This is a genomic window from Sporosarcina sp. P32b, assembly GCF_002743335.1.
Classification (GTDB): Bacteria; Bacillota; Bacilli; order Bacillales_A; family Planococcaceae; genus Sporosarcina.
The window spans coordinates 21,917-44,719 of record NZ_PDZB01000019.1; the positions used below are offsets into that span (position 1 = coordinate 21,917).

Annotated in this window: 20 protein-coding genes; 9 read left to right on the plus strand and 11 right to left on the minus strand. The window is 40.9% G+C overall.

Going from position 1 to position 22,803, the window contains the following annotated elements; all coding sequences use genetic code 11:
- Nucleotides 1–67: 67 nt before the first annotated feature.
- The 4 genes from CSV64_RS12570 to CSV64_RS12585 all read right to left on the minus strand — a co-directional run bounded on the left by CSV64_RS12570 (nucleotide 68) and on the right by CSV64_RS12585 (nucleotide 5,594).
- Entirely contained in the window at nucleotides 68–1,516 is a 1,449-nt protein-coding gene (locus CSV64_RS12570) for a phospholipase D family protein (protein WP_099634930.1), read from the minus strand.
- Between the two features lie 119 nt (nucleotides 1,517–1,635).
- Nucleotides 1,636–2,412, minus strand: coding sequence for an ABC transporter ATP-binding protein (locus CSV64_RS12575; protein WP_233190464.1), 777 nt, complete (start codon nucleotides 2,410–2,412; stop codon nucleotides 1,636–1,638).
- Between the two features lie 64 nt (nucleotides 2,413–2,476).
- A complete protein-coding gene (locus CSV64_RS12580) occupies nucleotides 2,477–4,162 on the minus strand; it encodes a BCCT family transporter (protein WP_099634932.1) in 1,686 nt (561 codons plus the stop codon).
- Between the two features lie 184 nt (nucleotides 4,163–4,346).
- Nucleotides 4,347–5,594 (minus strand): EAL and HDOD domain-containing protein, encoded by a 1,248-nt coding sequence (locus CSV64_RS12585; protein ID WP_099634933.1) that lies wholly within the window; start codon nucleotides 5,592–5,594, stop codon nucleotides 4,347–4,349.
- Nucleotides 5,595–5,876: 282 nt separating this feature from the next.
- Here CSV64_RS12585 and CSV64_RS12590 point away from each other — a divergent pair, with 282 nt between their 5' ends.
- From CSV64_RS12590 to CSV64_RS12610, 5 genes are all read left to right on the plus strand, one after another.
- Nucleotides 5,877–6,092: a spore coat associated protein CotJA gene (locus CSV64_RS12590; protein WP_085427534.1), complete on the plus strand. Its 216-nt coding sequence runs from the start codon at nucleotides 5,877–5,879 to the stop codon at nucleotides 6,090–6,092.
- A complete protein-coding gene (locus CSV64_RS12595) occupies nucleotides 6,092–6,355 on the plus strand; it encodes a spore coat protein CotJB (protein ID WP_099634934.1) in 264 nt (87 codons plus the stop codon). Before CSV64_RS12590 ends, CSV64_RS12595 begins: the two co-directional genes overlap by 1 nt.
- Nucleotides 6,356–6,391: 36 nt before the next feature.
- On the plus strand, nucleotides 6,392–6,961 hold the full coding sequence (locus tag CSV64_RS12600) for a manganese catalase family protein (protein WP_099624866.1): 570 nt from the start codon (nucleotides 6,392–6,394) through the stop codon (nucleotides 6,959–6,961).
- 106 nt (nucleotides 6,962–7,067) lie between these two features.
- Nucleotides 7,068–8,744, plus strand: a complete 1,677-nt coding sequence (locus CSV64_RS12605) for an ABC1 kinase family protein (protein WP_233190469.1) — start codon at nucleotides 7,068–7,070, stop codon at nucleotides 8,742–8,744.
- Nucleotides 8,745–8,815: 71 nt separating this feature from the next.
- On the plus strand, nucleotides 8,816–10,873 hold the full coding sequence (locus tag CSV64_RS12610) for a catalase (protein ID WP_099634936.1): 2,058 nt from the start codon (nucleotides 8,816–8,818) through the stop codon (nucleotides 10,871–10,873).
- A gap of 169 nt (nucleotides 10,874–11,042) precedes the next feature.
- Here CSV64_RS12610 and CSV64_RS12615 read toward each other — a convergent pair whose 3' ends face one another.
- Nucleotides 11,043–11,927, minus strand: coding sequence for a LysR family transcriptional regulator (locus tag CSV64_RS12615; RefSeq protein WP_099634937.1), 885 nt, complete (start codon nucleotides 11,925–11,927; stop codon nucleotides 11,043–11,045).
- A 112-nt stretch (nucleotides 11,928–12,039) separates the two neighbouring features.
- Here CSV64_RS12615 and CSV64_RS12620 point away from each other — a divergent pair, with 112 nt between their 5' ends.
- The 3 genes from CSV64_RS12620 to CSV64_RS12630 all read left to right on the plus strand — a co-directional run bounded on the left by CSV64_RS12620 (nucleotide 12,040) and on the right by CSV64_RS12630 (nucleotide 15,118).
- On the plus strand, nucleotides 12,040–13,230 hold the full coding sequence (locus tag CSV64_RS12620) for a coenzyme F420-0:L-glutamate ligase (protein WP_099634938.1): 1,191 nt from the start codon (nucleotides 12,040–12,042) through the stop codon (nucleotides 13,228–13,230).
- Nucleotides 13,231–13,357: 127 nt separating this feature from the next.
- On the plus strand, nucleotides 13,358–14,170 hold the full coding sequence (locus CSV64_RS12625) for an alpha/beta fold hydrolase (protein WP_099634939.1): 813 nt from the start codon (nucleotides 13,358–13,360) through the stop codon (nucleotides 14,168–14,170).
- Nucleotides 14,171–14,173: 3 nt separating this feature from the next.
- The gene (locus CSV64_RS12630) at nucleotides 14,174–15,118 is read left to right on the plus strand and encodes a GGDEF domain-containing protein (RefSeq protein ID WP_099634940.1); all 945 of its coding nucleotides are present in this window, start codon (nucleotides 14,174–14,176) and stop codon (nucleotides 15,116–15,118) included.
- 44 nt (nucleotides 15,119–15,162) lie between these two features.
- Here CSV64_RS12630 and CSV64_RS12635 read toward each other — a convergent pair whose 3' ends face one another.
- On the minus strand, nucleotides 15,163–16,350 hold the full coding sequence (locus CSV64_RS12635; RefSeq protein ID WP_099634941.1) for an MFS transporter: 1,188 nt from the start codon (nucleotides 16,348–16,350) through the stop codon (nucleotides 15,163–15,165).
- 12 nt (nucleotides 16,351–16,362) lie between these two features.
- Nucleotides 16,363–16,782, minus strand: a complete 420-nt coding sequence (locus tag CSV64_RS12640) for a MarR family winged helix-turn-helix transcriptional regulator (RefSeq protein ID WP_158233045.1) — start codon at nucleotides 16,780–16,782, stop codon at nucleotides 16,363–16,365.
- A 185-nt stretch (nucleotides 16,783–16,967) separates the two neighbouring features.
- Between CSV64_RS12640 and CSV64_RS12645 the strand changes: the two genes are divergently transcribed.
- Nucleotides 16,968–18,200 (plus strand): dicarboxylate/amino acid:cation symporter, encoded by a 1,233-nt coding sequence (locus tag CSV64_RS12645; protein WP_233190465.1) that lies wholly within the window; start codon nucleotides 16,968–16,970, stop codon nucleotides 18,198–18,200.
- A 102-nt stretch (nucleotides 18,201–18,302) separates the two neighbouring features.
- Here the strand turns inward: CSV64_RS12645 and CSV64_RS12650 are convergent, their stop codons facing one another.
- From CSV64_RS12650 to kynU, 4 genes are all read right to left on the minus strand, one after another.
- Nucleotides 18,303–19,934, minus strand: coding sequence for an S-layer homology domain-containing protein (locus CSV64_RS12650; protein ID WP_099634943.1), 1,632 nt, complete (start codon nucleotides 19,932–19,934; stop codon nucleotides 18,303–18,305).
- Between the two features lie 67 nt (nucleotides 19,935–20,001).
- Complete coding sequence (gene kynA / locus CSV64_RS12655; RefSeq protein ID WP_099634944.1) at nucleotides 20,002–20,820, minus strand: tryptophan 2,3-dioxygenase; 819 nt, start codon at nucleotides 20,818–20,820, stop codon at nucleotides 20,002–20,004.
- Nucleotides 20,817–21,449 (minus strand): arylformamidase, encoded by a 633-nt coding sequence (gene kynB, locus CSV64_RS12660; RefSeq protein ID WP_099634945.1) that lies wholly within the window; start codon nucleotides 21,447–21,449, stop codon nucleotides 20,817–20,819. Before kynB ends, kynA begins: the two co-directional genes overlap by 4 nt.
- The gene (gene kynU / locus CSV64_RS12665) at nucleotides 21,446–22,717 is read right to left on the minus strand and encodes a kynureninase (protein WP_099634946.1); all 1,272 of its coding nucleotides are present in this window, start codon (nucleotides 22,715–22,717) and stop codon (nucleotides 21,446–21,448) included. Before kynU ends, kynB begins: the two co-directional genes overlap by 4 nt.
- Nucleotides 22,718–22,803: the final 86 nt, after the last annotated feature.

The following is a 22,803-nucleotide window of genomic DNA, read 5'->3' on the forward strand; positions in this document are numbered from 1 at the left end:
CTTTATACTTTGTGCTATGAGAAAAAACTAGTGAAACCCCGCAACGATAAGCGGTGCTTCTCTAATTTTAATATGATGTAAGCTTCGCCCAGCGTTGCAATGCGTAAATTCCTCGTTGGAAGAATGTCAGGTTATTTTGGTATTCTTCTACGTCTAGAGTATATAGCGCGTCTTCGTTTTTCCATATACGATCGAAATAGGCGTTGATTTCATCTGTCAGCTCGCTGTCAGTTGGTGCTATAATACGCAGATTCGCTTCCAAGTTGTAATCACGTAACGTGCGCTCCGTTATATTCGAAGAGCCATTTGTAATATACGTATCTTCTGCGGTCTGTACGGTTACCAACTTAGTGTGATATTGACCGATTACGGTATTGTACCAACGTACTTTGATTTTATCGTCTGTGTTTTCTCTTATTTCTTGAACAACTGGACGATTAGGTAAACCTGATTTTTTACTACCGAATGAATTTTCGTTCGGATCCAAGACAATCTCTACATTTACACCCCGATTGGCTGCTTCTTCTAAAGGCTGGATTACTTGTTGCTCAGAAAGATAAAACATGCCCATACGGATCATATCATCTTTTTTCGCTTTTTTAATATCGCTCACTAAGGCATCCATTACCTTACTTTCGGTCAAGTACTGGACTTGATAAGGTCCCTTTTGCTCTTCCGCTTCGATACGTGGCAACTTTCCACCCGATGAATACTGAAGCACAGCTTCTTCCGATTCCAATATATCATTCTGGATTGGGCCTTTCACTTTAAATGCCACATTGCCGTGACGGCCACTCGCTGCGTGAGGATTAGAAGAGGTAACTAACGCTGCTTGTTCTGTCACGAGTGTCTTTCGATGATTGGCTTTAACATTCAACAACTTCAGATAAGATGAAAACTTCACGTCAGGCGCTTCACTTGCCAAGAAGTTGGGGAAACGGTTTTTCCCATTAAAATCAAACCACTGAAGAAAGATGCGATATACCCCAGAATATAGGGGCATCGAATCACGCAATGGCTCCAAGTCTGTATACACTACTTGTACGCCTGCTTTTTCCAATGCTTTAAACCATTCCGACTCATAGGATTCATAGCCGGTATTCACTGGATCCGTTATGTAGACGATCGGCATATCAGGAAACTCTTCTTTTTTCTTCACTAATACATCTGTTAGTTGATCTGCAATTTGAGGAAAGTCTTCCTTTTCATCATAGTAATCATCCATTAAAAAGAAGTCGAGTACGACAAACTCTTGTGCATCTTCAATCATTTGAAATACTTCTTTGAATATGCGAAGCTCTGATTGGTAGTGATCTTTTAACTTCGTCTTGGAGTATGTCAAATCATAAATGAACTCTACATCTTCTACTTGATGAAGGTCTCCTTTATAGGAAATACCAGGTGGCAATGGCTTATATGTTTGCCAAAGCATGACACCTGCATAAAGTAATGCAACAAAAAGCAATACATAGGAAGCTATGCGCTTTTTGGTCATTTTACGTTTCTCTTTCGCCACAAGCTCTCTCCTCCTTTCATTAGTCCATTTGATTTATGTGTCCCTGAACACTTCGTATTGCGATATTATGCTTTATATAATATCCCCTCTCTATCTTGCAATAAACTGTATAAATCTACTTATTTCATTGAAAGATAAGGCCGTTCAGCATGCCACTCGATCGTTACAGGAACCTGATACGTTTCGGATAGCAGTTCATCCGTCAAAACTTCTTTTTTAGGGCCACTCGCTACAATTTTTCCTTCTTTTAATAATAATGCGTGAGTAATTTCGGGAACGAGCTCTTCTATATGATGTGTGACATAAACAAGATGCACATTACTTTTTGTAGCCGTTTCAAGCGCTTCAAGAAATTGTTCTCTTGCCAAAATGTCCAACCCCGAACACGGCTCGTCCAAAATCAATAAATCTGGATCACCCATTAAAGCCCGCGCGATCAGCACACGACGTTTTTCACCTTCAGAGAGCAGTCTGAATTTCTTGCCTTTGACATGCCCCAATCGAAATTCCTTCACTAAATAATCCGCACGTATCCAGTCTTCAGCTATTATTTTATCGTAGATGCCAAAGCTCGCAAATTTACCACTGATGATGATCCGCTCGATCGATTCATTCCAGAAATAGTCCGAGAACTTTTCTAAAGAACTACTGACAAAGCCAATTTTTTTACGTAATTCAGGTAAATAGGAACTCCCAAACCGTTTGCCGAGTACTTCCACCTCACCACTGGAAGGAATTTCATATGTAGAAATAATGGATAATAGCGAAGTCTTACCAGAACCATTAAGCCCAAGCATCCCCCACTGCTGCCCTTGCTCAATCTCCCAAGTTATGTCTTGTAAGATTTGATTGTCTTCTCTTTTGAACTGAACGTCTTTAACTTTTACAATCGCCACGTACATTCTCCTCTCTATGATAAAAGACCGGTTCGCGCTAAATGCTACGAACCGGCCTTTTCTTCTATTCGTTCTTTTCTTTTTCTACTTCACGATACTTTTTCTTTTCAAGCTCTTGATATTTTCTGTCGTTTTTTTCTTTTATCCTTCTCGCTTTTTCTGCTTCTCTACGCTCTTTCTTTTCTTTTTCACTTTCTTTCCGTTTACGTCTCTTTTTGACTTCGCCCTCTACGTGTTCAAATTGGCGAATATCCGTCGGCCTGACAGTAATCGGTTCTCTAGCCAGTAGCTTGGCCAACGAGAAGATCAGTAATAGAAGAAGTAAGGTAAACGGTAAGGCAGATACGAGTGACGCTGATTGCAAGGCTTCTAATCCGCCTGCATATAATAATACAGCCGCGATTGCAGTCATTAAGAATCCCCAGACAAATTTCACGATTAATGGAGGGAACAAACTACCACGCGTTGTCATACTCGCTAGAATATACGTTGCTGAGTCAGCAGACGTGATCAAGAATGTAAAGATTAGCACTATAGCCAGAAACGATACGATACCTGTCATCGGCAAGTGTTGAAGCGTCGCAAAAATGGCCGACGTAACATCCTTGTCTACTTCTTGTGCGATTTGCGTACCATTACGCAAGTCGCTATAAAGTGCAGTTCCACCAAGCGTAGCAATCCACATACAAGAAAATGCAGGCGGGATGACCATGACCCCCATGATAAATTCTCGGATTGTTCGTCCCTTCGATACACGTGCAACGAATGCACCGACGAAAGGTGACCAAGCGATAGTCCAAGCCCAGTAGAATATGGTCCAGTCTTTCACCCAAGTGCCGCCTTGATAAGGTTGTAAACGTAAACTGTACGTAATAAAATTATTAATATAATCCCCAATTGCTAGCGTAAAGGTTTCCAATATAAATACTTTTGGTCCTACTATAAAGAAAAATAGCAATAACGCAATCGCCATACCCAAGTTAAAGTTACCTAGATATGCGATACCTTTACTCAAGCCTGTAGAAGCACTCGTCATGTAGGCGACGAACACAACAGCAATAATTAGTAGTTGAATCGTAAACGTACTCTTAATATTAAAGACATACTCCAGTCCACCACTCATTTGTAAGACACCCATACCTAATGAAGTGGCAATACCCATGACAGTTGCTATAACCGCAAATGAATCGATGCCCGTCTTCACATGGCGATTACTTCCGATCAAAGGCTCAAGCGCCGTTGAAATCAAACCATCCTTCTTCTTTCGGAATTGTAGAAACCCAATAACCAGCCCTACTATACCAAAGATGGCCCATTGTGAAACACCCCAGTGGAAGAATGAATAACCCATCGCAACACGTGCTGCTTCTTCCGTCTGTGAATCAACACCTGCAATAGGCGACTTGAAATAGTGACTCATTGGTTCCGCCACGCCCCAGAACACCAACCCTACACCGAAACCAGCAGAAAAGAGCATGCCGATCCATGTGAAAAATGGATATTCTGGACGTTCTGTATCTCCACCCAAACGAATAGCCCCGAATTTACTAATTGCCAGTCCTACTAAAAATATAATGACAATAAATACAGTAAGTAGATAGAACCACCCAAAGTTATCTGTCGTGAAATGATAGAGCCTTTCGGAAACCACACCAAAGGGACCCGGTATCGTTGATCCTAATATGACGAGGATCAATATAAATACGGCAGAAATAGAGAACACGGGATTTTTCCAGAACTTTTTGTCCAAACTTATCGACTCCTAGTGTTCATTTGGTAACTCTCTTACTACACTCTTTACCCCAATTTCAAGAGATATAACGTTCTTCTGCCTATATAAATTACAGAATAAGAAATTACCAAATAGATTATAACTGTCTATCTTACACATCAAAAAAGACATCTTCAAGAGAAAATGTCTTTTCCATATGTAATCAATTCATTTCATGCTCTATTCCACGCGACCAGCGCAAGGCTTGTAGAAAGATATCGCTTAACTCTTTTTTAGGAATTGCTAGTTCACGTGAAAGCCGCTCGACTGTTTGCCATTCAAAACGCTCTACCGATTCTATCAGTTCCATATATGGACTCATTTCAGTTTGTTTTCCATTTAACGTATCCATAATGACGTCGGATAAAGAAAGTAATGGCAATATATCTTCCCATTTACGCCGCATCACTGCATCGATCAATGAAAACATACCGGTAAGAAAGTACTCGTCTTTATTTGGCTTTCTTTTATACTTCGCTAGCAGTTCACATGCTCGTGCACGACGAAGTGATAATTCAACAAGTGCTTCCACACGACCATCTTGTAGATCTGAACCTAAATCATGCAACATCAGGACTTGTAGCCACTTCTTCGTTTCATTTAGCCCAATAAACATAATCGCTTGCTTGATGGAGCTAATTTGACGCGGTATATCAAATGCTAATGAGTTGATAAAGCGTAATAGTTTATAGGAAATTGATACATCCCGCATAATTAGATCGGATAGCTGATTGATAGACTGAGAATCCTGTTGGAAATAATCAATAATTTGCAGATGTATTAATGTGTTGGATGGAATTTCAGCACTTTTAATAATGTCAGGTTTCGCAAAAAAATAGCCTTGGAACAAATCATAGCCACTCTTTAATGCAAGCTGATAATCTGCCTCTGTCTCTACCTTTTCCGCCAATAAAATAATCGATGGATATCTTTTCAAAAATGTGGTGATGCGATGTTTCTCCGCTATGCTCGTTTGTATGAAATCCACTTTAATAATGTCCACGAGTTCAAATAACTGAGCATTTGTGACATATTGATCTTGTAGAATAAAATCATCTAGCGCCAGCGTGAATCCCGCTTCCTTAAACATCCGCAGCCGACGCAACAGAGCAGGTGTTATTTCCACATCTTCCAGAATCTCAATCACTACTTGATCAGGATTCAGACTCATAAATATATCCTGCGCAAGCAGTTCACCTGAAAAGTTTATGAAGGAACGCACACCGCTCGTTACCTGATCTATTCCAACGGAGAGAAAAGTATTGATTAATAGACCGATTGTAGCCTGTTCAGGATTTATATCAGGAAAAAAGTTTTTTTCACTATTTCGGTACAGTAGTTCATATGCATAAATCTCTCCTAATCTGCTTAGGATCGGCTGTCTTCCGATAAATATGGAGTAATCATTCATTTATTCCATCTCCGCGTTTCATTTGAACGTCTCCTTCATTGTATGTATTCATCCTAGCGTATTACCGAAGCTGCATATCCCCTCAATTCATTCAGTTAGACATTAATTACTCCTTCCATTGTACTAGAATACTCTCTATTAATAAATATATTAATTAGATATAACTATTATATTACATAAACTTTAGACTACTAATGTTCATTTATTTGTTGCACAAAGTAATTATGTTTAGTCATACGACATTAGAAAGTTACATATCTTGCGTAGAGGAGTTGATAACGAATGGATTATACGTTCACAGGCAGTTATGAACCGTATATTTCTCCATGGGATCCGTGTCCACCTGTCAAAGTCAAAACGTTTTCCTTGCCGCCTCAGCTGTTTATGAATTTCCAGCCCGCTTCACTTCCACAATTTTCACCTGCTGAAGCTTTACAACACGGGTCGCTGTGGCCGGCCCTAGTCGATGGCTATTCAAAAAGGGAGGGGATCTCCTGATGGATGCAACTGAGCGAAGAGACATGTTAAAGAATGTGCAGCAAGCCGATTTTGTAGTAGTTGAACTGACTCTCTATACCAACACGCATCCTGACGATCAAGAAGCTCTTACGCAATGGCGACTTGCTATTAAAGAAGCGGCTAGGCTACGAAAGTTGTATGAAAAGCATTTCGGACCGCTTTCGTTGCATTCCATACCGTCGGAACAGGCAATTGATACAGGTTGGCGGTGGAATCAAGCGCCTTGGCCATGGCAAATGTAGTTCTAAATACACACTAGGTTACTGGAGGGAATATGGATGTGGGTCTATGAGAAAAAGTTATTGTATCCGGTAGAAGTCAAAGAGTGTAACCCAAAACTTGCGAGGTATATTGCCGAGCAATATGGTGGTGCAGACGGCGAACTCGCTGCTGCATTACGCTATATGAATCAGCGCTACACCGTTCCTGACAAAGTGATCGGCGTACTGAATGATATTGCAACCGAAGAGTTTTCCCATTTAGAAATGCTAGCTACCATGATTTACAAATTAACGAAAGACGCTACACCAGAACAACTTGAAGAAGCTGGTCTTGGTGCACATTACGTCAATCACGGTCATGCGCTGTTTTATGAAAATGCGGGTGGTGTACCCTTTACGACAACGTACATCCAAGCAAAGGGAGATCCGATAGCTGATTTGTACGAAGATATAGCAGCGGAAGAAAAAGCGCGCGCTACGTATCAATGGATTATCGATATTTCAGACGATGCATGGATTAATGATTCTCTAAAGTTTCTAAGAGAAAGAGAGAACGTCCATTCACTGCGTTTCCGTGAAGCGGTCGAAGTTTTGAAGGATGAACGTGACAGGAAAAAAATCTTCTAAAATAGAAGGGTCTCCTATTCTCTATTCAACAGAGAAGACGGAGACCTTTTTAGTGTTTAATTATACGAGTTCAATGGTATCTTTTGTAGAGAGGGTAGATACGGAGGTGTTCTTTTTGTTAAAACGAAGAATGAAAAATGCACAACGTTCACAAGAAATCATCAATGTCTTTTTAAGAAATGGATTTAGTCACATCTTATTTCGTCTTGGACTGACAGATCGTAAATTTGCTTCTGCAGATGAACAAGTTGATTTGAATTTGTATCATGTCGGTAAAAAATTACGAACTGCATTAGAACAACTTGGACCGACTTTCATTAAGCTTGGACAAATTGCCAGCGGCCGTCGGGATTTAGTGCCTGAGGAAATTGCTTCAGAGCTTGAGAAACTACAAGACCACGTAGAATCTTTTCCATTTGAAGTCGTGAGGGAAATCATCGAGCATCAATTAGGTGGAACGATTGAAGAGCTCTTCTTGGAATTCAATGAAAAACCACTCGCTTCAGCTTCTATAGGTCAAGTGCATACCGCTCGTTTGCCTAGCGGTGAACACGTAGCGGTGAAAATCCAGCGACCTAATATCCAACGACAAATAAATACTGACCTAGCCATCTTGCACGACTTGGCAGGGTTTCTCGAGAAGAATATGGACTGGGCGAAAGCATATCATATAAAAGATTTAATCTATGAATTCTCTCATTCACTACGGGAGGAACTAGATTACCAACTGGAAGGCCGTAACGCTGAACGGATCTCGCAGCAATTTGTGAAAGATCCTACGATTCAAGTCCCAGTAGTCTACGATGAATACACTACACGTGTTGTCCTAACAGCGGGACTGGTCACAGGTATTAAAGTGAGCAATGTCGGACAACTAGACCACGAAGGGTATGATCGTAAGGTGATCGCAGAAAGAATTGCGAATTCTATGCTTTCTCAAGTAATGGAAAACGGCTTTTTCCACGGCGATCCCCATCCCGGTAATATCTTCATTGCACCTGGAAACGTTATTCATTATTTAGATTTCGGTATGGTCGGTCAACTAAGTAAGGAAATGACTTATCATTTCATTTCCTTACTCGTCGCCTTACAAAGAGGAAATATCGCTCGATTAATCGATGTATTCGAAGCTATGAATATCTTACATGAAAAAACTAACACAGATGCATTGTATCGTGACTTGCAGATTATTCAGCGGAAATATTATGAAACATCACTTACAGACTTAAGATTAGGTGATGTATTCATGGAGATTTTCTCAATTGCTTATCGACACCGCATACGTCTGCCGAATGAAATCGCCATTCTTGTAAAAGTGATTCTTACACTTGAAGGTGTACTAGGAAAGCTGGATCCTTCTTTCAGTATTATGAAAGCCATCGAACCGTATGGTAAAAAGATGGTGTTCAAACAATTCGACCCACGCTACTTACTCGAAAACGGTTGGCATACCTTTGTAAAGAATGCTGAAATTTTATCCGAGTTACCAAACGATATGAAAAAAGCTATCAAAACTATACAAAAAGGTAAAGTAGAATTAGACGTCGGCTTGAAGCAAACGAACATTATATTCCGCCGTCTTGATAAGATTGCCAATCGCTTATCCTTAAGTATTGTGTTGTTGGCATTTAGTATTCTCATGGTTGGTCTCATTATCGGTTCTGCCATTGCTGGACAAACTGCTCTCTTCTTAAAGTTACCCCTCATTGAAGTCGGCGCGGTCATCGCAACCTTAATGTTTACTTACTTATTATTTTCCATCATACGTTCCGGTAGAATATAGTCTTCAGTTTATCCTCTCATAATTGGGGAATAGGAAAGGCAGACTACTATTTTACGATGGGAGGATTTTATGTGAAGAAAGATCACCAAGTAAATGAAGAAAGTAAAAACAAACAATTGGAGACGTTTCGCGCATATGATGGCGAACACGCTATGACAACGAATCAAGGTTTAAAGATTTCAGAAGATGAACACTCCCTAAAAGCAGGGACGCGTGGTCCGACGTTGATGGAGGATTTCCATTTCCGAGAGAAAATGACGCATTTTGACCACGAACGGATTCCGGAGCGGGTAGTTCACGCACGAGGATTTGCAGCGCATGGTGAATTCGAAGTGTACGAGTCCATGAAGAAATATACGAAAGCAGGTTTCTTACAGGAGCCAGGTATCAAAACGCCTGTATTCACTAGATTCTCTAGTGTAGCAGGGAGTAAAGGTTCCGCTGAAACCGTACGTGACGCGCGAGGTTTTGCTGTAAAGTTTTATACACAAGAAGGAAACTACGATCTAGTCGGAAATAATATACCGGTATTCTTTATTCAAGACGCTATTAAATTTCCTGACTTAGTACATGCTGTGAAGCCTGAGCCTCATAATGAAATGCCGCAAGCCGCTTCAGCACATGATACATTTTGGGATTTTGTTGCGAACAACCAAGAATCTGCACATATGGTCATGTGGCAAATGTCCGACCGCGCCATTCCTCGGAGTTTCCGAATGATGGAAGGTTTTGGTGTTCACACGTATCGCTTTGTAAACGATCAAGGTGAAGCGCACTTTGTGAAATTCCATTGGAAACCAAAACTCGGTGCCCACTCATTAGTTTGGGATGAAGCGCAGAAGATTAACGGAAAAGATCCTGATTTCCATCGTCGTGATTTATGGGAATCAATTGAAAATGGAAACTTCGTGGAATTTGAACTTGGCGTACAATTGCTAGAGGAAAAAGATGAATTCAAATTTGATTTTGACATTCTAGACCCTACTAAGCTATGGCCTGAAGAAGATATTCCGGTAAAGATCATTGGGAAAATGACTTTAAACCGCAACGTAGACAATGTATTTGCTGAAATGGAGCAAGTAGCATTCCACCCGGGTAGCGTAGTACCTGGAATTGATTTCTCGAATGATCCATTGCTACAAGGAAGACTGTTCTCTTATACAGATACGCAGTTGATCCGTCTAGGCGGACCTAACTTCCATGAGTTACCTATCAACCGACCGGTCTGTCCATTCCACAATAACCAACGTGACGGATATGGCAGACAAACGATCAACGTCGGACAGACTCACTATCATAACAATTCATTATCCAATAATAAACCGGACACGAGTTCCGAGGAAGATGGCGGTTATGTACATTACCAAGAGAAGGTAGAAGGTCGCAAAATACAAGCCCGAAGTGATTCCTTTAAAGATCATTTCTCACAGGCCCGTCTATTCTGGAATAGTATGTCCGACGCGGAAAAAGAGCATATCATCGCAGCGTTCAGCTTTGAAATTGGGAAAGTGAATGATATGAATGTGAGAAAACAAGCGGTAGATATGTTTGCTAATGTTGATATGGATATGGCGACTCAAGTTGCAGACGCGGTCGGTGTGGATGCACCAACAGATGTTACGCAGTCCACCGAATCCAAGTCATCCCCAGCCCTTAGTCAGGAAAACATGGCGAAAGTGCCTGATACGCGTACAGTAGCCGTATTAATTGCAGACCAATTTGACGATGAAGCGCTTGAGCCATTTTTGAAGGCTTCACTGGACGCGGGTATGACGGTTGATATTGTGAGCGAGAAGTTCGGCAAGCTGACCGGAAAAAACGGAGCGACAGTCGATGTCGACGAAACGCTACTGACAGTACATTCGGTTCTTTACGATGCGTTGTATGTTGTGGGCGGAAAAGCGAAGCAACAACAGAAGTTCGATGCAGATGTCGCTGATTTCGTTAATGAAGCGTATATGCATTTCAAGCCAATCGGCTCTGCTCCAGCGGCAAAAGAGTTGATGGACAAGTCGAAGGTAAAACCAGGTCCTGGTATTTTGAAGGACTTGACGGTTTCAGGCGAAGGCGAGCAATGGGTTGAGGCTGTTGCACACCACCGTTTCTGGGATCGTAATATTTATGCATAATCAAACGAAGGCTTTCGCAAGAAGATTCACTTCTTGCGAAAGCCTTTTTATGGATAGTTATAAGTTAATGATTAATAAACGTGTGTTCATAAATAGTAAATTAGTGAGTACGCGTTGGGAACACATCTATGCATTACAAAATCCCACCCCAACACCACTGCCAGCCTATCTAGTTCCTCTCCAATATCCCAATAAACTTTGAAGCCGCTGGTGATAGCGACACTCCTTTTAGATAGCACACGCCGATGCTACGCTTCGGTATGGGCTGTAGAAATTCTACTTCCTGAAGCATGCCACGTTCCAAATACTCTTCCGAAAACTCTTTTACCACACACGCAATGCCCAAATTAATTTGTGCAAATTCCAGCAACAGCTCATGTGATCCCAATTCAAATTCAGGATAAATCTTTACACCTTCCTTTAACAGAAAGCCTTCTACATATTGGCGCGAATTGGATTTAGACTCCAACAGAATTAACGGTAATCTTGAAAGCTCCTGCAGAGGCACAGGTTTTAAGAAAAGTTTTCGGAACCGTTCTCCGTATACAAACGTGTCTTGCACGTCAAAACATGCACGCTTCTCTAGAGAATCATCTTCAATCGGAAAGTTGCAAATGGCAATATCCACTTCGCCTGATTTTAGCGCAGCAATTAGCTCTAAAGTTGTGCCATTAATTATTTTGAATCGAATACCCGGAAAACTCGTATGGAAAGCTTCCAAATAAGGTAGCAGATAATAACGGGAAATCGTGTCCCCTACCCCTATTTTTAATTCACCTGAAGATAGATTCTTCAACTCCTGCAACTTTTCATTGCCCGCATCGATTAAATTTAATGCCGAATTGACATACTCGTATAACAAGGAGCCTTCATCGGTCAATGTCACCCCTTTGGATGTACGATTGAACAGACGTGTATCCAATGCTCCTTCTAGCTGCGATATGATTTGACTGACAGCTGGTTGTGTCATAAATAAACTTCGAGCGGCTTTCGAAAAGCTTTCTTTATGAACGACGGTACGGAAGACTTTATACCACTCTAAGTTAATTGACATATAACCTCTCCTTATACCACCTATTAAGTATATTAATTTTACTTATACCATAAATGAACGTTATAATACAAAGAAGAGTGATCAAATTGAGTTTCACTAAGGAGCGATTGTTTTGGGAAGAGTTGTAGGAACGGTTGTTAGAGGATTACGTTGCCCGATTATCAATGAAGGTGACAATATTGAGCAAATCGTAGTGGATAGTGTATTAGAAGCTTCTGAAAAAGAAAATATTACGTTTCAAGATAAAGATATCGTATCCATTACGGAGTCGATCGTAGCACGTGCACAAGGAAATTATGCAACAATCGATGATATCGCAAAAGATATCGAAGCGAAATTCGGTGATGATACTGTTGGTGTCATTTTCCCTATTCTTAGCCGTAACCGTTTTGGAAACTGCTTACGCGGTGTCGCAAAAGGTGCAAAGAAAATCGTTTTAATGCTTAGCTACCCTTCCGATGAAGTCGGTAACCACTTAGTTGAACTAGATCGTCTAGATGAAAAGGGAGTTAACCCTTGGACTGACGTATTGACTGAAGCTGAGTTCCGCGAGCACTTCGGTGATAACAAACACCCATTCACAGGCGTTGACTATATTGAATACTATAAATCATTGATGGACGAGTTCGGTGTAGAACATGAAGTCATTTTCTCCAATAATGCGAGAACGATTTTAGATTACACAAAAACTGTATTGACTTGCGATATCCATACACGCTTCAGAACTAAGCGTATTTTGGAAGCAAACGGTGCCGAAAAGATTTACGGTTTGGATGATATCTTAGCTACTTCTATTAATGGCAGTGGCTATAACGAAGAATTCGGCTTACTTGGTGCAAACAAAGCTCAAGAAGATAGCATTAAACTGTTTCCTCATAGCTGTCAGCCTATAGTAGATACTATTCAGGATATGTTAAAAAAAGAAACAGGCAAACATATCGAAGTAATGATCTACGGAGATGGCGCGTTCAAAGATCCTGTAGGCAAGATTTGGGAACTGGCCGATCCAGTCGTATCTCCTGCCTATACCGATGGACTTGACGGTATACCAAATGAAGTGAAACTGAAGTACTTAGCTGATAATGACTTCTCTGAATTACGCGGAGAAGAGTTAAAGAAAGCTGTGTCAGACTTCATTGAGAATAAAGATACTAATTTAATGGGCTCCATGGCTTCCCAAGGGACAACTCCTCGCAAGCTAACGGATTTAATCGGTTCGTTATCCGATCTAACTTCAGGTAGCGGAGACAAAGGTACACCTATTGTCTTCATTCAAGGATACTTTGATAACTTTACAAACTAAGAAGTTACACCTGTGAGAATACTCACGGGTGTTTTTTATTTTACCGTCTAAATATAATAAACGAATCTTTTTTCTATGCTACAATGGTAATAATTTACGTGAAGTTTAGAAGAAGGGAATGAAGTTTATGAAGCTAGATATTAATAGAAGAAATGCTGTACATATAACAGGATCGGGTGAACAAACCATAGTCTTTGCACATGGTTTTGGCTGTGATCAAACGGTATGGAATCATGTCGTTCCTGCATTTGAAAAACACTATCGGGTTGTGACGTTTGATTATGTGGGCTCTGGCCAAAGTGATAAAACGGCATATACAGCAGAGCGCTATGCAGCATTACCTGGCTACGCACAAGATGTGATCGAGGTATGCGATGCACTAGAACTAAAAGATATTATCTACGTGGGTCACTCAGTAAGTGGAATGATTGGTGTGCTCGCTTCCATCCAAAGACCTGACTTGATGCAAAAGCTTATCATGATCGGTCCATCACCTCATTATTTGAATGAAATCGATTACCATGGTGGATTTGAACGTGAAGATATTGATGAATTACTCGATATGATGGAGATGAACTATAAAGAGTTCACTAAATACTTAGCACCCATTGCGATGAAAAATGAAGATCGCCCACATCTATCTGAAGAGTTCGAGTCTATGCTATGTACGAATGACCCTCGCATCGCGCGTCGCTTTGCAGAAGCAACATTCATGTCAGATGTTCGTGAGGAATTATCTAAGGTTCTAACAAGAACGCTTATTTTACAACCAACTGAAGACTCTATTGTACCGCTCGAAGTGGGTCATTATATTCGAAAACACATTCCGGATAGTGAACTAGTCATCATGGAGGCAAAAGGACATAATCCACACATCAGTCATCCTCAAGAAACAATGGAAGAGATTAAGCGTTTTATCGAAGAGGATAGGAGCGTATAAATTATGGACGAGCGGTTGGACTTATTGCCTTGCGGATATTTCGTCTTAACAAGTGACTGGGAGTTTGTTGAAATGAATAAGACGATGCGAGACGTACTACGCCTAGACAAAATGCCGCGACATATGCATGACGTGCTAACAGTCCCATCTAAAATCTATTTCCAAACCTACTTTGTGCCGTCCATTTCTGTGCACCATGAAATACGGGAAATGTATTTGAACTTTAAAGTAGATAAACGACCCCTCCCTGTACTAATGAATGTCAGTAAACGTAATGGATTGTATGAAGGGATTGTTGTCCAAATTAAAGTACGAGATGAATATGAGAATCAGTTATTGAAATCAAAAAAAGAAGCAGAGCAGATTCAACAACAGACAGATGAAGCGTACAATAAATTACTTGGATTGCTTGAGGAAGTGGAATACAAGCAACAGCAACTTCTGGCATTGAATGGAGAACTTCAGGAACTAGCTACTCTTGATGAATTGACAGGTCTTTATAATCGTCGTGTATTCCGAAGAAGTCTAGATGCTGCGATTGATCGTGCAACACTCTTTAAGACACGTTCATTCTCTTTATTACTGTTTGATATTGATCATTTCAAAACAGTCAATGATACATATGGTCATCAGGTAGGAGATGATGTACTGAGGGAATTAGCACGTAAATTGGAGCACAAAATTTATTCCCCTGACATGGTTGCTCGGGTTGGTGGAGAAGAGTTTGCAGTACTATTTGATGATCCAGATCATCAAAAGAACTGTGTGAGGGCAGAAGAACTTCGATGCCATATAGAGAACTCCGAATGGAATAGCATCGCGATAACCGTCAGTATGGGAATCACAAGTTTCCAAGAAGGCGACCAATCAAGGCATATTTACGGCAGAGCCGACGAAGCCCAGTATACTTCAAAACGTAACGGCAGAAATTGTTTAACACATATATAAAAAGACACTCCATACTGAAATGGTAGTGTCTTTTGTATAGTTTATTAATTTTGTTCAATTATAGGACGTTGGCGCGTCCGACTGAATAACATGAAAAAGCCGAGTGCAATCAGCACTATTACCATGAGAACCAAATACAGTTGCTGATAGCCAATAATCGGTATAAGTAATCCGAGTACATACGGACCAAAGCCAAAACCAAAGTCTAAGAAAATGAAGAACGTTGACGTAGCCACACCTAAACGCTCAGGTTTCACACCTTGTAAAGCAATAGCTTGTGCACATGATTGGAAGTTACCAAACCCAAGCCCAAGAATGCCACCTGCTAGAAGTAGCATCCAACCTGCATTTGCCCCGCTTAATAATAACAAACCACCTGCAAATAATAATAACGAAGGATAGACAACAAACTTGTTACCCTTTACATCCAATAACTTACCGGTATAGGGTCTCGATAGCAGTACAGCAATGGCGTATACTAAAAAGAAGAAACTAGCTGCACTGACTAAGTCGATTTCCTCGGCATAGAACGAAATGAATGAAAGCACACCAGGATAAGCAATAGCAGCTAACAACGTCACGAACGCGATCGGTAATGCTTGCACTTCCAATAATCCGCGAACTCCAAATTTCTTCGCTGTCGTCTCATTCTTTTTAGGCATGACAGCAGGTTTTTTCTTAACAAAAAAGAACATAGCCGCACAACTTATACTGATTGTCAGACAAAACATAAAGAGTATGTTGAAATGATAATGCTGACTTAAGAATATGCCTAAAAAAGGTCCCACTGCTGTAGCAAGAACTGTACTTAAACTAAAATACCCAATCCCTTCACCTCTACGTGAAGGTGGAAGCATTTGCGCTACCATCGTACCTGTTGCGGTAGAAGAAATACCAAGCCCAATTCCATGAAAAAATCGGTTCGCCATCAATAACGGTAAGTTTACTGCACCAAAATAAAAGAAAGATGCCAATACAGTGACTGACAATCCTATCAATAGAATATTTCGGCTTCCGATTTTTTCTATTAACCCACCTATGGCAAGGCGGGCAATTAATGTTCCAATGATGAAAATACCCGATACAAGACCTGCAACACTTGTTGATATACCATACTCTTTTACCGAATATGGCGCTATCGTAACTATAAGTAAATACATAACTAACATTAAAAAGAAGTTAATAATTGATGTAACAATAAAGTCCTTTGTCCATATTTTTTTATTATCCATTTAACCACTCTCTCATTTATGAAGATTCTTATTTGCTAATTGTAATATGCGAATTCCTGCTTCAAGATCTTCTTCACTTGCCCCTTTAAGTAAATCCTCATAAAACACTTCCAAATCAGCCATAATATTTGCTACTGTAACTTGTCCTTGTTCTGTCAGACCAATCCATTTTTCCCTACGATCTGTTCCCGGACGAATGCTTACTAAACCCATTTCCAATAGACGCTGGACAATTTTAGTGACACTTGGCTTTTCCACTTGCCTACGTATAGCAATTTCTGCTGATGTCATTTCACCGTCTATCCGTAATAGCTTCAGTATTCCCCATTGTGAGTGAAATAATTGATACGGAGCCAGTAAATTATTTAATCGATTCAACAATGGACGATAGAGTTGAACGTATTCTGCAAAAAACTGTTGTGATTGCTTCATAAATTTACACCTCTTATACATTTAGTTAGTCTGGCTAACCATTAATTTTATATTAAATCTTTTCTAATCGAAAGTAAAGCAATATCAAGATACTTAACGCAACCAATTTATACGGATATGATATGATAAAATAATATTCTCGCACCGTAATTCACTAACTGAGGGAATAAGTAACGAACAGGAGAGTGATACCCATTTGGAATAAGTATAAGAACGTACCTTTTGTCGTCAAAATCACAATTGGATTTATTGCGGGCACATTGCTCGGAATATTTTTTCACGAATACACGACTTTCCTGAAACCATTCGGAACATTGTTATTAAATTTACTCAGCTTGATTGCTATTCCTGTCATCTTCCTGACGGTTGTATTAGCTGTTAATCAAATGAATTTAGCCCAACTAGGGAAAATGGGCGGTAAATTAATTCTCTATTATACGGCAACTACAGCCGCCGCTGTATTAATCGGACTTTCTTTGGCGATGTGGATCAAACCAGGTAAAAACTTAACTTTACCAACTGACGCAGTAGTAGAGCCTCCACATGCACCTGGATTTTCAGAAATCCTATTGCAAATTGTGCCAAAGAACATCTTCGAAGCTTTTACGTCTGGAGATCTGATGGCCATTTTATTCGTAGCAGTCATCATTGGTATGGCCATGTCTTCTATGAAGTTTTCCAAAGATACGAAACTCGTTGAAATGGGCGATGTTCTTGATCATTTCTTTAACGCACTAAATACGATGTTCTATAAAATTCTTGAAGGTGTATTGTTATATGCTCCAATTGGTGTTTTCGCGATCAGTGCTACCGCATTTGGTGAGCAAGGATGGGAAACATTACTTGGATTGCTATCATTCGTCGGCGTTTTCTATCTTGGCGTTTTGATTCTCTGGTTGTTTGTCTACAGCGGGTTCCTAAAACTTTTCGGAAATCCAGTATTGCCTTTTTATCGTAATACGAAAGATGCCTACACAACGGCATTCTTCACTTCTAGCAGTATTGCGACGTTGCCAATTGCGATTGAATCTGCTAAAAAAGCGGGTGTCTCCGAGAATACAGCGAACTTCGCTTTACCACTAGGCGCAGTCTTTAATTCCGACGGTGGTGCATTGCGCATGGGTATTTCTCTCGTCTTCGCAGCGAATATTACGAACTTGAACTTATCTGCTGTAGATTTTATCGTCATCATCGCAATTGGAACTTTGCTTTCTATTGGAACGGCTGGCGTTCCTGCTGCCGGATTGGTTACGCTATCTGCAGTACTTACTATGTTCGGATTACCGCTCGAGATCGTCGCCCTGATTGCTGGAGTTGATGCATTGATTGGTATGGCGGGTACCGCTTCCAATGTCATGGGGGATATCGTCGGTGCCGCTGTGGTGGATAAGAAAACACCACGTAAGAAATTTGCATAAATCGCACTCTTGATCGAAGTTCGACTAGTGGCTATTCCTGAAACTGAACAAACACTAAAAGGCAAACCTCAATGTGAGGCTTGCCTTTTAGTGTTTACTTTATTATTGTGCAATAGCCTCCATTGAATTCACGATCATCTTTGCTGCATGCGCTCGCGTCGTGGATTGGTTTGGCATGAATTGCCCATTATCCCCTGTTGCGATATTCAATTGGTAAAGGCCTGCTATTGCCCACTGCGTGTCTTTTGAGAACTTCTTAATATCCGTAAATGGTGCAGCTACTGTTGGTGTGAAGGGCTTTCCAGTTGCTACTTCATACGCTCGGCTAAGCACTAATGCTAACTGTGCACGAGTAATGGGCTTGTTTGGCATGAAGTGACCATTTACTCCACTTACTAAACCATGATCATAAGCCGCTTGTATATCCGTCTTGGTGCTGTCCGCATAGTCTGCTAAATCAGTAAAAGTCCATTTTGTGCTTTTAGGCTCTAAATCCAACGCACGGACGATGATTGATGTAGCTTGTGCACGTGTCAGTGATTTTTCCGGTCGGAAAGTATGATCTGAATAGCCACTAACGATACCTTTCATTGCCGCCATTTCAATTACATCTTTAGCCCAGTGATCTGTAATATCTGTAAACATCACTGTTGGTCCTTTATCTATTGTGTAATTAGTAGTTAAGTTCTGCATACTCTTTTTGCCGTTCTGATTAACAGCTTGAACAGAGAAGTGATACTCTTTATTTGGCTCGAGATCTGTAATTTCATAAGATAATACAGGTGACAATACTTCGCCCACCATTTTATCCTCATTAAAGATTTGATACGTCGAGATCATACCCGTATCAATGACAGGTTTCCAATTTAGTTCTACCGTCGTCTCATCTTTAGCCGTGACAGTAAGTGTATCTTTAGCAAACCATGAATAGTTCTCCATCAATGATTTGTGAAAAGCCTCCATGACTACTTTATAGCCCGCTTGACTTAAATGAATATTTTCAGGATTAGGCAGGTACGTATAAGGATCTTCAGCGATTTTCTTCGATGTGTCTACAAACTGCGCTGTAGTGCCTGTCATACCTTTTTTAATCGCATCGTTTAACATTACGACAAGCTGATTTACTAATGGTTGATTTTGTGGACTCAAGTAAGGGAATGGATTGTAATAGCCCATTATATATACTTGTGCACTCGGGTTCAGTTGATAGATTTTAGCCAATATTTTTTGCGTGTTCATCCCGACTTTCATAATAGCTGCCTGTAATTCTTCCGAGTTGAATTGCGGCGTACCTTTGTCATCAAATGTAAACTTCGGCAACACGTCATTTGCACCAATTGTTAACGTAATGAGATGTGCTTCTTTAACAGATTGGTGAAGAGTAGCTGTTTTGTCGGAATGTCCGATTCCTACAATCGGCTTCGTGACGTCCATCTCAAAATCCTTCAAGACATCGTCTGTCTTATAGCCCGGGTACGAAAACCCTTTATTGCTTGCCTGTAACACTTCACTTTTAGCCAGTTCCTCCGCTAAAAAGTCTGTATAGCCTTTACCCAGTTCGTTATTTGGTGTAACACCTGCTGCTAATGAATCCCCTAGCGCTAAGTAGTTAATAGGAGTAATCCACGTAGGTGCTTTTTCAGTATCCGCAGCAGATGCTTGTAACGGCATAACAGCAATTTGCAAAACTAAGACAAATGCCATCAAAACATAGCTAATCGACTTTTTGGTCATTATACATACCACCTTTCCATTTTCAGATTATTGTAAATTTAATCATAATTGCTAGCTTGCCAGTCTGTCAAATTTTAGTACGGACGTCCCATAGTTCTGGAAAGAAGCGATGATCAAGCACAGATTTCAGATAGTGAACACCCGAAGATCCGCCTGTGCCTTGCTTAAAGCCGATAATGCGCTCGACTGTTTTCATATGCCTAAAACGCCATTGCTGATGGCTGTCTTCAATATCCACTAACTTTTCTGCCAATTGATATAAATCCCAATAACGATCTACATCACGGTACACTTCAAGCCATGCAGCTGCTACACTCGGATCTCCCTCATAAGTAATTGAAAAATCGCGTACTAGTAAGTCCTTATTGATAGCAAAGCCTGCACGTGCCAAAGCTTGGATCGCCACATCATAAATTCCCGGTGCCTCATACGCTTTCGCCAGTCGTTCTGATAGCTCGGAATCCTTTTCATAGATTTTAATGATTTGTGGTTGCTTATAACCTAAGGCAAACTCAATCAAACGGTTTTGATAGGATTGAAATCCGGAGGCCTTCCCTAAACTGTCGCGAAACTCCATATACTCGGCAGGCGTCAACGTAGCCAAAACATCCCACGCTTGAATTATCTGAGTCTGAACTTTTGAGACACGAGCTAGCATTTTGAACGCTTCCGGCAACTCATCTTGTTGAATCGATTCGATTGCTGTCTCTAACTCATGTAAAATCAGCTTCATCCACAATTCATTTACTTGATGGATAATGATGAACAGCATTTCGTCATGATGTCCGGACAGACGCTCTTGGCTCGATAGCACCTGATCTAAATGTAAATACTCTCCGTACGTCATCGATTCACGAAAATCGATGTGAATCCCCTTTTCCTTCATGACTGCAACCTCCTGACGACTGCACGGACAGGACTTCCATCCGCATCTTCCAATGCTAAAGGCAATGCAATCAACTCATAATTTCCTTCTTCCAACGAATGCAATACTAGATTCTCGATGATGATCACATCATTGCGATATAACGAATGATGACCTAGTAAATCTTTACTAGTCTCCGAATCAACAGATGGCGTATCTACACCGATTAGACGTACACCCCGTTCTTTCAATAAAGGTCCGACATCCTCCCCGATGACAGTGAAGTTCTCAGGAAATTTCGTGGGTGTAGGGTGGCTTCCCGTTTTCAATAAAAGTCGTTCTGCACCGTCGAAGTCAAATGGCTCCAAATCCGCGCGTGTCACACAACTAACCCCTGTCACGTCTACCAAACAAGCTTTGCCTATATACAAATCCACCGGCAACTCCAAGATTTTCAATCCATTATCATCATAATGAAAAGGAGCATCCGTATGCGTGCCGATATGCGTACTCATCGTTAATTTACCAATGTTGACCGAACCAGACTGCTCTTTCGAAATGGCTACTTCATAGCTAAACGGTGTGTCTCCTGGCCATTCCGCAATACGTTGATTCAATGGTTGTGTAATATCGATCCACTGATTCGTCATGCCACCACCCCGCGTTCATTCGGAAATTGTTTGTATATATCTTCTTGCATAATATTTTTGAGGACTTGTATCGTTTGCCAGACGTCTTCGAATGAATTATACAATGCAACAGGCGCTAATCGAATACCGTCAGGCGCACGAAAGTCTGGCACGACACCTTGTGCTTTCAACGCTTGACATATTCTTGCGGCTTCCTTGTGCTGTAGTAATAAGTGACCCCCACGTGAATCGTCTAGTGGGTTCCCAATACCAAACGAATACTCACCTAGTTCATTCTTTATGCAACTCAACATAAAGCTTGTGAGTTCCAATGACTTCTGACGAATTTCCTCCATTCCGATTTCCTCAAACATTTCGAGTGAACCGAGTAGCGGAGCCAGGCTCAATATATGCGGTGTTCCGATTTGGTATGCACCTGCATCTGTTGCAGGTGTCATCGTATGATGCATATCAAATTGCTTGTTCTTATCAGAGCCGAACCATCCTGCAAGCCCTGCTTCTTTACCGAAATGTCGTTCATTGACGAATAAACCGCCAACAGATCCAGGTCCGCCATTCAAGTGTTTATATGTACACCAAAAAGCAAAATCTACGTCCCATTCATGAAGTGCATGCGTTACGGATCCAACCGAATGGGATAAATCGAATCCAATCGGGATCCCTCTTTCTCTCGCCTCTCGCGTAAGCGTTTGCATATCTAGCACCTGACCACTGCGATATAAAACGGATGGCAGTACAATCAGCGCGACGTCTTCTGTCATTGCCCCAATGATTCGACTTTCATCTAACGTCAGGCCATCGTCACTTTTAACACGAATGAGATGCTCGTCGGGATCAAGCCCCTGTATACGAATCTGACTTTGTAACGCATAAATATCTGAAGGGAAATTCAATTCATCTGCTAGTATTTTCGTTCGTTTCCCCGAAGGTCGATAAAATGTGGAAATCATTTGATGTAAATTTGTCGTAGTAGAACCGGTCGCAATTACTTCAGACTTCTTTCCCCCGACTAGCGGTGCCATTCTTCCCCCTATTTGTTCTGTCATGTAATACCACGGATGCGTTCCTTCCGTCCAGCCGTCAATCGCAAGTGTTTTCCAAGTGTCTAACAGTTCGAATAGCTTCTTTTCTGCGCGCTTTGATAATAACCCAAGTGAATTACCATCCATATAGATTTTCTCTAGCGGTAAATAAAATTCCTCTCTGTAAGGCGCAAGTGAATCTTGCTGATCTAGTACTTTTGCATACTCTAGTGTAGTGGAGCTCATATACATTCTCCTTTCTATCTGTATATAAATAATACCATACTCGCATTCGATGTCTTCTGACTACTAGCATAACGTGTCCTATATTC